Origin of the sequence: Streptomyces sp. NPDC001728 (assembly GCF_040297565.1) — a bacterium.
Taxonomy (GTDB): domain Bacteria; phylum Actinomycetota; class Actinomycetes; order Streptomycetales; family Streptomycetaceae; genus Streptomyces.
Genome location: NZ_JBEOZK010000001.1, coordinates 67263 through 80304 on the forward strand (window position 1 = coordinate 67263; position 13042 = coordinate 80304).

General features: G+C 70.6%; 16 protein-coding genes and 1 tRNA gene. 8 read left to right on the forward strand and 9 right to left on the reverse strand.

The features are described from left to right. Positions 1-42: 42 nt before the first annotated feature. Together ABT154_RS00290 and sp36 are read right to left on the reverse strand one after the other, a co-directional pair. Positions 43-513 (reverse strand): RidA family protein, encoded by a 471-nt coding sequence (locus ABT154_RS00290; RefSeq protein ID WP_351850929.1) that lies wholly within the window; start codon positions 511-513, stop codon positions 43-45. After that, positions 510-668 (reverse strand): Sp36 family protein, encoded by a 159-nt coding sequence (gene sp36, locus ABT154_RS00295; protein WP_015034547.1) that lies wholly within the window; start codon positions 666-668, stop codon positions 510-512. The genes ABT154_RS00290 and sp36 overlap by 4 nt, the downstream gene beginning before the upstream one ends. A 122-nt stretch (positions 669-790) precedes the next feature. On the opposite strand from sp36, the gene bagA reads away from it, so the two are divergent. Both bagA and bagB read left to right on the forward strand, forming a co-directional pair. Beyond that, entirely contained in the window at positions 791-1753 is a 963-nt protein-coding gene (bagA, locus tag ABT154_RS00300; protein ID WP_351850932.1) for an ATPase BagA, read from the forward strand. Further along, a complete protein-coding gene (gene bagB, locus ABT154_RS00305) occupies positions 1750-3177 on the forward strand; it encodes an ATPase BagB (RefSeq protein ID WP_351850934.1) in 1428 nt (475 codons plus the stop codon). The genes bagA and bagB overlap by 4 nt, the downstream gene beginning before the upstream one ends. Positions 3178-3205: 28 nt before the next feature. Here the strand turns inward: bagB and ABT154_RS00310 are convergent, their stop codons facing one another. Next, on the reverse strand, positions 3206-3550 hold the full coding sequence (locus ABT154_RS00310; protein WP_026058363.1) for a WhiB family transcriptional regulator: 345 nt from the start codon (positions 3548-3550) through the stop codon (positions 3206-3208). Positions 3551-3967: 417 nt separating this feature from the next. Between ABT154_RS00310 and ABT154_RS00315 the strand changes: the two genes are divergently transcribed. Next, positions 3968-6202 (forward strand): transglycosylase domain-containing protein, encoded by a 2235-nt coding sequence (locus ABT154_RS00315; protein ID WP_351850937.1) that lies wholly within the window; start codon positions 3968-3970, stop codon positions 6200-6202. A gap of 81 nt (positions 6203-6283) precedes the next feature. Here the strand turns inward: ABT154_RS00315 and ABT154_RS00320 are convergent, their stop codons facing one another. Next, positions 6284-6748, reverse strand: coding sequence for a GatB/YqeY domain-containing protein (locus ABT154_RS00320; protein WP_351850940.1), 465 nt, complete (start codon positions 6746-6748; stop codon positions 6284-6286). 74 nt (positions 6749-6822) lie between these two features. On the opposite strand from ABT154_RS00320, the gene ABT154_RS00325 reads away from it, so the two are divergent. The 3 genes from ABT154_RS00325 (at position 6823) to ABT154_RS00335 (ending at position 8422) form a co-directional block, all read left to right on the forward strand. Continuing rightward, complete coding sequence (locus tag ABT154_RS00325; protein WP_351850942.1) at positions 6823-7761, forward strand: metallophosphoesterase; 939 nt, start codon at positions 6823-6825, stop codon at positions 7759-7761. Between the two features lie 125 nt (positions 7762-7886). Further along, positions 7887-7960: transfer RNA gene (locus tag ABT154_RS00330), tRNA-Pro, on the forward strand. 147 nt (positions 7961-8107) lie between these two features. Beyond that, positions 8108-8422: a MazG-like family protein gene (locus ABT154_RS00335; protein ID WP_030845613.1), complete on the forward strand. Its 315-nt coding sequence runs from the start codon at positions 8108-8110 to the stop codon at positions 8420-8422. 75 nt (positions 8423-8497) lie between these two features. Here the strand turns inward: ABT154_RS00335 and ABT154_RS00340 are convergent, their stop codons facing one another. Next, positions 8498-9199 carry a class I SAM-dependent methyltransferase gene (locus ABT154_RS00340; protein WP_502969408.1) on the reverse strand — a complete coding sequence of 234 codons (702 nt, stop codon included), beginning with the start codon at positions 9197-9199 and terminating at the stop codon, positions 8498-8500. A 107-nt stretch (positions 9200-9306) separates the two neighbouring features. Beyond that, positions 9307-9771 (reverse strand): glycine-rich domain-containing protein, encoded by a 465-nt coding sequence (locus tag ABT154_RS00345; RefSeq protein ID WP_030845606.1) that lies wholly within the window; start codon positions 9769-9771, stop codon positions 9307-9309. A gap of 188 nt (positions 9772-9959) precedes the next feature. Between ABT154_RS00345 and ABT154_RS00350 the strand changes: the two genes are divergently transcribed. After that, positions 9960-11249, forward strand: coding sequence for a helix-turn-helix domain-containing protein (locus ABT154_RS00350; RefSeq protein ID WP_351850948.1), 1290 nt, complete (start codon positions 9960-9962; stop codon positions 11247-11249). Between the two features lie 514 nt (positions 11250-11763). On the opposite strand, the gene ABT154_RS00355 is transcribed toward ABT154_RS00350, so the two are convergent. The 3 genes from ABT154_RS00355 to ABT154_RS00365 are packed head-to-tail and all read right to left on the reverse strand — an operon-like array spanning position 11764 to position 12663. Continuing rightward, positions 11764-11982 carry a copper chaperone gene (locus ABT154_RS00355; RefSeq protein ID WP_351850951.1) on the reverse strand — a complete coding sequence of 73 codons (219 nt, stop codon included), beginning with the start codon at positions 11980-11982 and terminating at the stop codon, positions 11764-11766. Continuing rightward, on the reverse strand, positions 11982-12272 hold the full coding sequence (locus tag ABT154_RS00360; protein WP_351850952.1) for a copper chaperone: 291 nt from the start codon (positions 12270-12272) through the stop codon (positions 11982-11984). Before ABT154_RS00360 ends, ABT154_RS00355 begins: the two co-directional genes overlap by 1 nt. A 37-nt stretch (positions 12273-12309) precedes the next feature. Further along, the gene (locus ABT154_RS00365; protein WP_317875721.1) at positions 12310-12663 is read right to left on the reverse strand and encodes an ArsR/SmtB family transcription factor; all 354 of its coding nucleotides are present in this window, start codon (positions 12661-12663) and stop codon (positions 12310-12312) included. Between the two features lie 197 nt (positions 12664-12860). On the opposite strand from ABT154_RS00365, the gene ABT154_RS00370 reads away from it, so the two are divergent. Further along, complete coding sequence (locus ABT154_RS00370) at positions 12861-13040, forward strand: hypothetical protein (RefSeq protein WP_351850954.1); 180 nt, start codon at positions 12861-12863, stop codon at positions 13038-13040. The last annotated feature ends 2 nt before the right edge of the window (positions 13041-13042 follow it).

Consider the following 13042-nt stretch of genomic DNA (forward strand, 5'->3'; position numbering starts at 1 on the left):
CCAGGCTGTGGAAAACCGGCTCCCTGTCGTACGGCTCGGCGGTCAGGCCTCGACCAGCTCCACCTGAACCTCGACCTCGACCGGCGCGTCGAGCGGCAGCACAGCCACGCCGACGGCGCTGCGCGCGTGCACGCCCTTGTCGCCGAGGACCGCGCCGAGCAGCTCGCTGGCGCCGTTGATGACGCCCGGCTGCCCGGTGAAGTCGGGGGCGGAGGCGACGAAGCCGACGACCTTCACGACCCGCTTGATCCGGTCCAGGTCACCGGCGACCGACTTCACGGCGGCGAGCGCGTTCAGCGCGCAGGTGGCCGCGAGCTGCTTGGCCTCCTCGGCGGTGACCTCGCCGCCGACCTTGCCGGTCAGCTGGAGTTCGCCGCCCACCATCGGGAGCTGGCCCGAGGTGTAGACGTACACGCCCGACCGCACGGCCGGCTGGTACGCGGCCAGCGGCGGCACGACCTCCGGCAGGGTCAGGCCGAGCTCGGCGAGCTTCGCCTCCACGGCCCCGCTCACGACTTGGCCCGCTTCAGGTAGGCCACGAGCTGCTCGGGGTTGTTCGGCCCGGGCACGACCTGGACGAGCTCCCAGCCGTCCTCGCCCCAGGTGTCCAGAATCTGCTTGGTCGCGTGCACCAGAAGCGGCACCGTGACGTACTCCCACTTGGTCATGGGGCCGACTGTATCCGCTGGCGCGGGGCGGTTCTCCGAGGCGGCCCTGATCCCGCCCCTAGGGAGCTTCTCCGGGGCGGCCTCCTGATTGGGCGCCGCCGCCAGTGGTTAGGCTCGACAACGTGAGCAGGCTCCAGGTCGTCAGCGGCAAGGGCGGTACCGGTAAGACGACGGTCGCCGCCGCCCTCGCCCTCGCCCTCGCGACGGAGGGGAAGCGGACCCTCCTCGTCGAGGTCGAAGGCAGGCAGGGCATCGCACAGCTCTTCGAGACGGAAGCCCTTCCGTACGAGGAGCGCAAGATCGCCGTCGCCCCGGGCGGCGGTGAGGTGTACGCGCTGGCGATCGACGCCGAGCGCGCCCTCCTCGACTACCTCCAGATGTTCTACAAGCTGGGCGGTGCGGGGCGGGCCCTGAAGAAGCTCGGCGCGATCGACTTCGCGACGACGATAGCGCCGGGCGTACGGGACGTCCTGCTGACCGGCAAGGCCTGCGAGGCGGTCAGGCGGCGCGAGAAGCACGGCGGGCACACCTACGACCACGTGGTCATGGACGCGCCGCCCACCGGCCGCATCACCCGCTTCCTCAACGTCAACGACGAGGTCGCGGGCCTGGCCAGGATCGGCCCGATACACAATCAGGCGCAGGCCGTCATGCGGGTCCTCAAGTCCCCCGAGACGGCGGTGCACCTGGTGACCCTGCTGGAGGAGATGCCGGTCCAGGAGACCGCGGACGGCATCGCGGAGCTCCGCACCGCCGAACTCCCGGTGGGCCGGGTGGTGGTGAACATGGTCCGCCCGCACGTCCTCGACGAGGCGGCGGTACGGGCCGCCTCCGGCGACCACCGGGACGCGATCGCGAGGACCCTGGCCGCCGCGGGCGTCGCCGACGGCGCGACGCTGGTCGAGCCGCTCCTCGACGAGGCCGCCGGGCACGCCCGGCGGGTGGAGCTGGAGCGGACGCAGCGCGTGGTTCTCGACGGCCTCGGCGTCCCCTCGTACGAGCTCCCCTTCCTGGGGGACGGGGCGGACATCGCGGGGCTCTACCGGCTGGCGAAGGAACTGCGGAAGCAAGGGGTGGGCGCGTGACGGAGAAGGCCGCCGACACCGGGGAAGGGCTCGACGCCGTCCCCGTCCTGGACCTGGACCCGCTGATCGACGACCCGGGCACCCGCATCGTCGTCTGCTGCGGCGCCGGCGGGGTCGGCAAGACGACCACGGCGGCGGCGCTCGGCGTGCGGGCGGCGGAGCGCGGCCGGCGGGTCGTCGTCCTCACCATCGACCCGGCCCGTCGCCTCGCCCAGTCGATGGGCATCGACTCCCTCGACAACACCCCGCGCAAGGTGGAGGGCATCAAGGGCTCGGACGGCGGCGAACTGCACGCCATGATGCTGGACATGAAGCGGACCTTCGACGAGATCGTCGAGGCGCACGCGGATCCCGAGCGGGCGCGGGCGATCCTGGAGAACCCCTTCTACCAGTCCCTGTCGGCCGGATTCGCCGGTACGCAGGAGTACATGGCGATGGAGAAGCTGGGCCAGCTCCGGGCCCGCGACGAGTGGGACCTGATCGTCGTGGACACACCGCCGTCCCGGTCCGCCCTGGACTTCCTGGACGCGCCGAAGCGCCTCGGGTCCTTCCTCGACGGGAAGTTCATCAAGCTGCTGATGGCGCCGGCCAAGGTGGGCGGCCGGGCCGGGATGAAGTTCCTCAACGTCGGCATGTCGATGATGACGGGGACCCTCGGCAAGCTGCTGGGGGGTCAGTTCCTCAAGGACGTGCAGACGTTCGTCGCGGCGATGGACACGATGTTCGGCGGTTTCCGGACCCGCGCCGACGCCACGTACAAGCTGCTCCAGGCCCCGGGCACGGCCTTCCTCGTGGTGGCCACGCCGGAGCGGGACGCACTGCGCGAGGCCGCGTACTTCGTGGAGCGGCTGGCCGCCGAGGACATGCCGCTGGCCGGTCTCGTCCTCAACCGCGTGCACGGCAGCGGCGCCGTCCGGCTGTCGGCCGAGCGGGCGCGGGCCGCCGCGGAAGATCTTGAGGAGGGGTGCATTGTGGATCAGGAGGGCGGGAAGACTCGACGGAGTGGCTCCCCGGCCACCGACCCCGAGCCGTCCGAACTCGCCACCGCCGCCGCACTTTCCGTACCCGAGGCTGCCCCCACAGCCGAACCGGCACAGGACACAGACAGAGACACAGACGCGCGCGCCGATCCCGCCGCGGACACCGAAGCGGACCCTTCCGCATCCGCCGACGCGGAAGCGAACCCCGACGCGTCCGCCGATGTGGACGTCGACGTGCGCCGTCTCACCGCGGGACTCCTCCGCCTGCATGCCGAGCGCATGCGGGTGCTCACGCGCGAGCAGCGCACACGCGACCGCTTCACCGCGCTCCACCCCGAGGTGGCGGTGACCGAGGTGGCGGCCCTGCCCGGCGATGTGCACGACCTCGCCGGGCTGCGGGCCATCGGTGACCGTCTCGCGAACGGACGGACTCCCGCCGCCTGAAAGGCCCTTGAGCGGACCCGGGGCGGGCCTAACCCACCGCGGCGTACGCCTCGTACGTCGCGTCGTCCTCCATGGCCACGGGCAGCAGGCCCGCTCCCCGCTCGTACTCGGTGCGCGCGGTCTCCAGGAGCCGTCGCCACGAGGTGACCGTCGGCCTCCGTCGCAGCAGCGCACGGCGCTCGCGCTCCGTCATGCCGCCCCACACACCGAACTCCACCCGGTTGTCGAGGGCGTCGGCGAGGCACTCGGTCCGCACCGGACATCCGGTGCACACCGCCTTTGCCCTGTTCTGTGCCGCTCCCTGCACGAAAAGTTCATCCGGATCGGTAGTGCGGCAGGCCGCCTGCGCACTCCAGTCAGCTACCCAGCCCATACCGGCGCCGTCCTCTCCCGAATCGAGGCTCCCCCACGGCGACAGCGGCATATTCACCGCTGCCAGTTGGGACGTTACGGAAGGCGGGCACAGCGCAACACCCCCTTCGGGCCCAATCTTGGATGGCCCGAACGGACTATGCGTGCGCGTCAGATCACCCAGGGGAGTGATCGAAGGACATGCGTGTGATAGCGGACATATCCCTTGGATACGCCCGAATCCAACGGGCCCACATGGGGGCACCGCATGACGCATGAGCCGGAATCGGACACGAGGTCCCCATGCTTCGGGGTCATGGGAATTCATGCCGATGTCACACCCGGGTCTTGATGCCAGACCACACTGCTGTGACAGTTGGGAGCAGCTTAGGCCAAGGCATATACGCGTGTCCGGCGAATGAGAACGTAGGCTGCCCCCATGGCAAAGAAGCGCTCGGGCGGTGGTCTGACCGGGACCCAGCAGGCCGCCAAGTTCCTCGGTGTCAGTGTGCTCGCGGGAGCCGTACTGGCAGGCATCGCCCTGCCCGCGGCCGGCGCACTCGGACTGGCCGCGAAGGGCACGGTCGAGGGGTTCGACGAGATCCCCTCCAATCTGAAGACCCCTCCGCTGAGTCAGCGCACCAGCATCCTCGACTCCGAGGGCGGTCTGATCGCCACGGTGTACTCACGCGACCGCAAGGTCGTCCCATTGGACAAGATCTCCCCGTACATGCAGAAGGCGATCGTCGCGATCGAGGACGGCCGCTTCTACGAGCACGGGGCGATCGACCTCAAGGGCGTGCTGCGCGCGATCAACCGGAACGCCCAGTCGGGCGGGGTCTCGCAGGGCGCGTCCACGCTGACCCAGCAGTACGTGAAGAACGTCTTCGTCGAGGAGGCCGGTGACGACCCCGAGAAGGTCGCGCAGGCCACCCAGCAGACGATCGGCCGCAAGGTCCGCGAGCTGAAGTTCGCGATCCAGGTCGAGGAGGAGCTGGGCAAGAAGAAGATCCTGGAGAACTACCTCAACATCACGTTCTTCGGGCAGCAGGCGTACGGCATCGAGGCCGCCTCGCAGCGGTACTTCTCGAAGCACGCCGCCGACCTGACCCTGGGCGAGTCGGCGATGATGGCCGGCCTCGTCCAGTCGCCGAGCCGCTACGACCCGGTCAACGACCTCCAGGAAGCGACCAAGCGCCGCAACGTCGTCCTCCAGCGGATGGCCGACGTGAAGGACATCAGCCAGGCCGAGGCGGACAAGGCGAAGGCGACGCCGCTCAAGCTGAAGGTGAAGACCCCGAGGAACGGCTGCATCACCGCCGTCGACGGCTCCGGCTTCTTCTGCGACTACGTCCGCAAGACGATCCTCAGCGACCCGGTCTTCGGGAAGACCGCCGAGGAGCGGCAGAAGCTGTGGAACCTGGGCGGTCTCACCATCAAGACCACGCTCTCCCCGAAGGCGCAGGCGGCGGCCAACGAGGCGGCCGTGGCCAAGGTCAACAAGGACGACGGGGTCGCGACCGCCGTCGTCCAGGTCCAGCCCGGCACCGGCAAGATCCTGTCGATGGGCCAGTCCCGCCCGTACGGCCTGGACCAGAAGCAGCATCAGACGACGCTGAACCTCGCCGTCGGCAGCAAGATGGGCGGCACCACGTACGGCTTCCCGGTCGGCTCGACCTTCAAGCCGATCACGGCGGCCGCCGCCCTGGAGAAGGGGCTCAGCCCGGCGCAGAGCTTCGACACCCCGACGAAGATCACCATGGCGGAGAGCGACTTCACCCGCTGCGACGGCAGGCCGGCCGGAAACCTCGACTGGCCGGTCCAGAACGAGCTTCCGTCCGAGAAGGGGCTCTATGACATGACGAGCGCCCTCGGCAAGTCCATCAACACGTACTTCGCCAAGCTGGAGCAGATGGCCGGCCTGTGCGAGACGCTGACGATGGCCAAGAAGGTCGGGTACGAGCGCGAGCTGGGCAAGCCCATCAAGCAGAGCCCGTCGGCCACGCTCGGCAGCCTGGAGAGCACCCCGCTCGACATGGCCTCCGTCTACGCCACCTTCGCCAACCGCGGCATCTACTGCACCCCGGTCGTCATCGAGTCCGTCCGCGCCGCCAACGGCGACAAGCTGAACGTGCCGGACACCAAGTGCACGCGGGCCATGAGCGAGCGCACCGCCGACACCATCAACCAGATGCTGAAGGGCGTCATCGAGGACGGCACCGGTACGCGGGCCGGTCTGAGCGACCGGGACAACGCGGGCAAGACCGGTACCACCGAGGGCCGCAAGGACGCCTGGTTCGTCGGCTACACGCCGAACCTGTCCACCGCCGTCTGGGTCGGCGACGATGTCGGCAAGCGCGACGAGATGTACGACATCACCATCGGCGGCGAGTACTACGACAAGGTCTGTGGCGGCTGCCTCCCCGGCCCGATCTGGAAGATCGCGATGACGGGCGCGCTCGACGCCTCCCAGACGCCGGGCTTCGCCGCCATCTCCGTACCGCGGGCCGAGAAGCCCAAGGCCCCGGAGGAAGGGAACGAGGGCGCCAACAAGCCCCGGAAGGGCGACGGCAAGCCGGGCGACACCAAGCCGCCGACGAACCCGTTCCCCGGAATCACGATCCCGCCGGACATGCTCCGCGACTCCAACAAGGGCCGCGGCGGAAACCACTGACGCGGTAGGCACGGACAGATACGAGGAAGGGCGCCCCACTTCGAGTGGGGCGCCCTTCCTCGTACGTACGACTCGTGGGGGTCAGCCCGCGAGCAGCTTCTTCACGGAGGCGGCGACCCGCCCGCCGTCGGCCTGGCCGGCCACCTTCGGGTTCACGATCTTCATGACGGCGCCCATGGCACGCGGCCCCTCGGCGCCCGCCGCCTTCGCCTCCGCGACGGCCGCCGCGACGATGGCGTCGAGCTCCTCGTCACCGAGCTGCTTGGGCAGGTACGCGTCGAGGAGGACGCCCTCCGCCTTCTCCCGCTCGGCCGACTCGTGGCGACCGCCCTGCGCGAAGGCCTCCGCGGCCTCGCGGCGCTTCTTCGCCTCCTTGGCGATCACCTTCTGCACCTCGTCGTCGGAGAGTTCGCGCTTGGTCTTGCCCGCGACCTCCTCCTTGGTGATCGCGGTGATGGTCAGCCGCAGAGTCGAGGAGCGCAGTTCGTCGCGCTCTCTGATCGCGACGTTGAGGTCGGCCTTGAGCTTCTCCTTGAGCGTGGTCATGGGGTCAAGTGTGGCAGGTGTCCCGCCCCACCCGCCCGCGCATTTACGCCCGCCGGGTCTGCGACGATGGGGGGATGCGCGCACGGTACGGCATCCCCCTGAAGATCACGGCAGGCCTCACGGCGACGGCCGCCGCCGGAATCGTCTACGCGGCGGGCTTCGAGGCCCGCTCGTTCCGGCTCCGCCGCGTGACCGTCCCGGTGCTGCCGCCGGGCATGAGCGACCTGCGGGTCCTCCAGGTCTCCGACATCCACATGGTGAGCGGTCAGCGCAAGAAGCGGGCCTGGCTCCAGTCCCTCGCGGGGCTGCGCCCCGACTTCGTCGTCAACACCGGCGACAACCTCTCCGACACGGAGGCGGTACCGGAGGTCCTCGACGCGCTCGGGCCGCTGATGGAGTTCCCGGGCGTGTACGTCTTCGGCTCCAACGACTACTACGGGCCCACCCCGCGCAACCCCGCCCGCTATCTGAAGGAGAAGGTGCAGGGCCGGCACGGCCTCAACGGCAACAAGCCGGTCGTCGGCGCCGTCCACAACCCGTGGGAGGGCATGCGGGACGCCTTCGACGAGGCGGGCTGGGTGAACCTCACCAACACCCGCGGCCGGCTCAAGCTGCCCCAGGCGGACCTGGCGTTCACCGGCCTCGACGACCCGCACATCAAGCGCGACCGGTACGAGCGGGTGGCCGGCGGCCCCGACGCCCGGGCGGACTTCACGCTGGGCGTGGTCCACGCCCCGTACCTGCGCTCGCTCGACGCGTTCACATCCGACGGATACGAGCTGATCCTCGCCGGACACACCCACGGCGGGCAGCTGTGCATCCCCTTCTACGGGGCGCTCGTCACCAACTGCGACCTGGACACGGACCGGGTGAAGGGCCTCTCCACCCACACGGTGGGCGACCGCACCTCCTACCTCCACGTCTCGGCGGGCTGCGGCACCAACCGCTACACCCCGGTCCGCTTCGCCTGCCCGCCCGAGGTCACCCTGCTCACCCTGACGGCGCGCGCCTGAGCACCAACGGTGGGGGAATGCTCCCGCCCCGCACCGCGGCCCCCCGAATACCGGATTTCGCCTCAGCGCGCGCGTGGGCTAAAGTAAGCGATGTCGCCGCGACGTGAAGAACAGAACAGCGACATCGGGGTGTAGCGCAGCTTGGCAGCGCGCTTCGTTCGGGACGAAGAGGTCGTGGGTTCAAATCCCGCCACCCCGACTTCGTAACAGCAGGTCAGGGCCGGTTTCCTTTCGGGGAGACCGGCCCTGACTGCGTTGTATCTGGGTGTCATCTGGGTGTGATCTTGAAACGGGGCGTCACCGCTCGGCGGCACGCTGCCGCAACGAATACAAGGAGACGAGCCCCATGGACCAGACGTGGGACGGCGTGCGGAAGCTGCGCGGCTGGCTGGACGAGAAGGACCAGGCCGCTGCCGGCGACGTGCGCCTGCTGCGCGTGCTCAAGATCGGTGAGGAGTTCGGGGAGGCAGCGGAGGCCATCACAGGAGCTCTCGGCGCCAACCCGCGCAAGGGCAACAGCCACACCTGGGAGGATGTCGCGAAGGAGCTGTGCGACGTCATCGTGACTGCCCAGGTGGCCCTGCTCACGATCAACCCGGAGGCGGAGAATGTCCTGGACGCGCGAGTACAGAGGCTCCTGGAGCGGCTGAACCTCAGCTGACCCTCAGCGCGAACGCACCGCGGCCCTGGAGACCAGGAGACTCGGCCCGGGGCAGCGGCATTCCCCGGCCCGGTCTCAGGTGGCGGGGCGCTCGGCCGTGACGAGGAGGGTGGCGGCCGGCCGGGGGCCGTCGCCAGCGGGCAGCACGTCGACGCGGATGTCGGTGAACCCGGCCTGGTCCAGGACCTTGGTCCACACGTGCTCCTGCAACACCCACCGGCGCATGGTGGCGCTCTCGCCCTCCGGGGTCTTCGCCGGCACCTCGGCGGCCGTGACGTCCGGCTGCGCGGGCTTGCCGGAGAGGTAGTGGGCGAGGGTGGAGAAGACCAGGCGCCCACCGGGGCGGAGCGCGTCAGCGGCGGCCGGGAGCAGCTCGCGGGGGTCGGTAAAGTCCACCGCCCCGAAGTGGCTGTAAAGCACGTCGTAGGCGCCCTGGTTCGCGCGGAGGTGGGCGACGACGTCCGCGTGGACGAAGTGCAGGCGCGGGGCGAGGTCGGCGTACAGGGCGGTGGCCATGCTGTGCTGGGCCGGGGACGCGTCCACGGCGTCGATCCGGTTCGGGGCGTGGTGCACGGCCAGGTGCGCGGCGTGGCGGGCGGCACCGGCGCCGAGGTCGGCCACGGTCTTGCCGGTGAGGTCGCCGAGGACTTCCGGGCCCGGCCCGTCCTGCTGGTCCCAGGTCCAGCGGAAGGAGTCGGGGACGGCGTGGTCCTGCGCGGCGCGGGCCCGGCCGTAGTGGTGCCATAGGTCTGTGGTCGTGGTCGTCACCCGCGTCATCCTGGCGGCACCGCGCGGGGGCTGCTGCCGGTTCGAGCGAAAGTCACCCGGGCGTGCCTCGGCGGCCCGAGCCGTGGGCCCGGACCGCCGAGGGCGTCACGTGGGGGTCAGTGCGAGTCGTTGCCCGGGTGGCAGGGGCCGCAGTCGGCGGCGTCCTCCCACAGCGGGGGGTCCACCTCCCAACCGGCGCGGGCGACGAGGTGGGCGGTCTTGATGACCGACCCGTCGTTCTTCATCTCGACCTTGGGCACGTGGTGCAGGAAGTGTCCGCCGTTGTACTTGTCGCACAGCTCGGCGTAGGCGACGGTGTCCAGGATGATCGTGTGGGCGCCGATGTCGACCAGCTTGCTCGGGGCGAGTCCCAGGCCCTGGCCCCGGAGGGACATGGCGGTGAGCAGGTAGGCGTAGCCCTGGCCGAGGACGCGGGTGGCCATGACGGAGTCGTACGGGTAGTCCCGCATCAGCAGGCCGACCTGCTTCTCCCAGAGGTCCGCCGGCACGATGTCACGGGGGGAGCGGGCCAGCCCGGTCACCGGGTCGGTGGCGACGGGGGTGTCGGCTGCGGTTGCCATGGTGCCTCCCTTGGATGGTGCCCCACGAGGTGCGGGGCGATGCAACGAGAACACCGCATCCGGCACCCGGCCGGTGATCAACTGGCTTTCCTTGCAAGGCGTTTGCACGTTGCGCAAGCGGTCTCGACGGGCGCCGTCCCGCGCCCGTACCGTGGTGACCCCCGGTCGTGCAGCAGGGGGAGGGACCAGTGCCCGGTGACCCGCTCTGGAACAGCGCGAAGGTCAGGGAATTAGTCGCCCGGCGGCAACCGGGCGGGCTCGTACGGTTGGGCCGTGAGCACCGAGGATGGACGCTCGCCGAACTCGGCGAGCACCTGGGGTGCTCGGCGGCGACGGTCTCGCGGATGGAACGCCGGACCCAGGTCACCGACCTGACGCTCATTCACCGGGCCGCCTCCACGGTGGGCGTTCCTCGACACGTCCTGGTGAGTTCTCTGGCGCCCCCCGCTCCTTCCGGACAGGCCGGCACTAGAGTGTCGGCCAGTCCGCACGCCGAGGAGGACCCGATGCGCCGCCGCTCGTTGCTCGCCGCCACGGCGACCGTCCCGGCCGCCATGCTGCTCGGCATGGACCGGGCCTTGGCCGACACCCCGCCACCGACGGGCAGGGGTGCCCTGGACGCCCGTTTGGCCTCCGCCCGCGACCTCTACGACAAGGGGGCCCACACGCAGCTCCTCGGGCTGCTGCCGGGCCTCCTGGCCGACGGGCACGCCGGTGCCTCCTCGCGCCGCGAGCTGGACCAGGCCCGAATGTCCTCCGTCTACAGCCTGAGCGCCGCCCTGCTGATCAAGCTCGGCTCGTACGAGCAGGCCCGCCTCACCGCCGACCGCGCGCGCACCTGGGCCGAGGTGTCAGGGTCCCCGCTCGCCGCCGCTGCTGCCTCCCGCGAGCTCGCAATCGTGCTGCGCCACCAGGACCGGGGCGAGGAAGCCCAGACCCTCATGGAGTCGGCCGCGGCCCGGGTGGAGGCGACAGGGCTGCGGACGGACGCGGCCTCGTCGGCCTACGCGCAGATGCTGTGCACCCTGGCCTACACCGCCGCCCGGGGAGGCCGGCGCGCGGAGGCCCTGGCCATGGCCGAGGAGGCACGGCAGGCCGCACGGCGCCTGCCGCTCCAGGCGCCTGCCGGGCGTCTCTTCCCCATCAGCCCGGCCGCCGTGGATCTCTACGCCGTCGGCGTCCACTGGGCCCTTGGCGACGCCGGCGCCGCCCTGGAGGCGGGGCGGAACCTTCGGCCCGAGCACTTCCCCACGGCTGAGCGGAAGGCACGCCTGGGCACAGACATGGCCCGTGCCTGGTGGGCGTGGGGCCGCCCTGAGCAGACCGCCCGCGCCTTGCTCGACGCCCACCGTGCGAGCCCCGGCGAGGTGAGGGACCGCCCCGCGATCCGCAGCATCGTGACCGAGTTGGCGCAGCGGCACCCTCGTGCCGTTGGCGTGCGGGAGCTGCACGCCGCCGTGTCCGCCCCGGCGAGCTGAGACCGCCGCCCGTCGGGCCCCACCGGGTCCGGACAGGCCTCGGTCCCGGCACCAGGGGGTCCCGGCCAGCCGTCGACCCGGCCTGAGTCGGCGCTCGCCTGGGTGCGACACCCACTTCTGGAGGCAACACCCGGGTGTCGGGGGGCAGCCCCAGCGTTGCACCCTTTCCAACCTGGGCATACGTCTGCGGCACTTCTGCCGATTCTGGGTGTGAACTGGGTGTGAGTCTCCAGAACTGAGGGGTGCCGGAGAGGTGTCGCAGAGGTACCGCAGATGCACGACTGGGGGCACGGGCCTTGAACTCGCGCCTCTGAACTGGGCTTATGCGGTGCTGCAGCGCAGGTCAGAGGGTCACGGGTCCTGGACTGGTTTCACAGCCTCCCTGATTCGGGACGAAGAGGTCGTGGGTTCAAATCCCGCCACCCCGACAGCCGCAAGACCAGGTCAAGGGCCTGATCCTCACTGAGGGTCAGGCCCTTCCTGTGTCTCCGGTCCCTCCGGCCGACGGGTCGGCTCAGGGGTGGAGCATCTCCGTCATGGGTGGTTGCGGAGCCTCCAGGCCGGGCAGCAGCCAGGGCTGGAACGGGGCCGGCACCGCCAGGGCCAGGAAGGCGATGCCTACGGCCTTCGAGAGGGCGGGGCCCAGGCGCCACAGCTTCTCGACGAAGATCACCGCGGCCAGTACCGCCATCGCCAGGACGTTCATGACGCCGAGCGGGACGAGGACGATCATCAGTCCCCAGCAGCAGCCCGCGCAGTACAGGCCGCGGTGGAGTCCGACCCGCAGGTCGCGGGCGCGGGGGCGGTAGCCGGCGTACCGGACGAGCCGGCCACCGGGCTCTGGCAGTGGCGCGGGCCCATGTCCTTGAGCGGGCTGAGCTGCTGCGGTCCGGCAGGCAGGAAGACACCGGCGCCGATCCAACGGCCGGCGTCGGGGTGGTCCCGCACCAGGGCCCCGGTCGCGGCGAGGATCCCGTACGTGACGAGGCCGAAATCCGTCCAGGCCAGCAGGTAGCCGCCCACGACGTCCGGGCCCTGACGGGGCCTGGGCGCGTCCCCGTCAGGCGGGCGGGTTCGTGTCCGGTGCGGAGGCCCGTTGCAGGTCGGCCAGCAGTTCGGCCTGTCCGGCCAGGACGCCGGAGAGGATCTCCCGTGCCACCACGAGCAGCGCGGCCACCCGCGCGTCGGGCAGGGAGTAGTACACGCCCGAGCCCTCGCGGCGCGCGACGACCAGATTGGACCGGCGCAGCACGGCGAGCTGCTGCGAGAGGTGCGCGGGCTCGACGCCGATCTCGGTCAGCAGCTCCGCCACCGCGTGCTCGCGCACGCTCAGCAGCTCCAGGACCCGGATGCGTACGGGGTGACCCAGCGTTTTGAAGAACTCGGCCTTCAACTGGTAGAGCGGCGCGCTCACCTGGCGTTCCCCCGGCCCGCACGGGAGATCTCCGTAGCGGCTCTCCAGGACCGCCGTCGCATCCCGACCGTGCATCGCATCCATCCAGAACTCTTCGCCATGGGGACCATCCTCGCGCCTTCGCGCCGACATGACGGCCTCGATAATTGCTAAGATCAGCAATTACTAAACATAAGAGCGACGGAACGGGAGTCGGCGTGAGCACGTTCGTCGAGGCGGTGCGGGAACGTGTACGTGCGGCGCGGCAGCGCCTCGCGGCGGCGCACGAAGCCGAGGACCCGTACGAGGCCGCACTCGCCGCCGACGAGCTGGACGACGCCCTGCGGCTGGCCCGCAAGCACGGGATCGACGCGGCGGACGAGGCGGCCGAAGGGTGAGG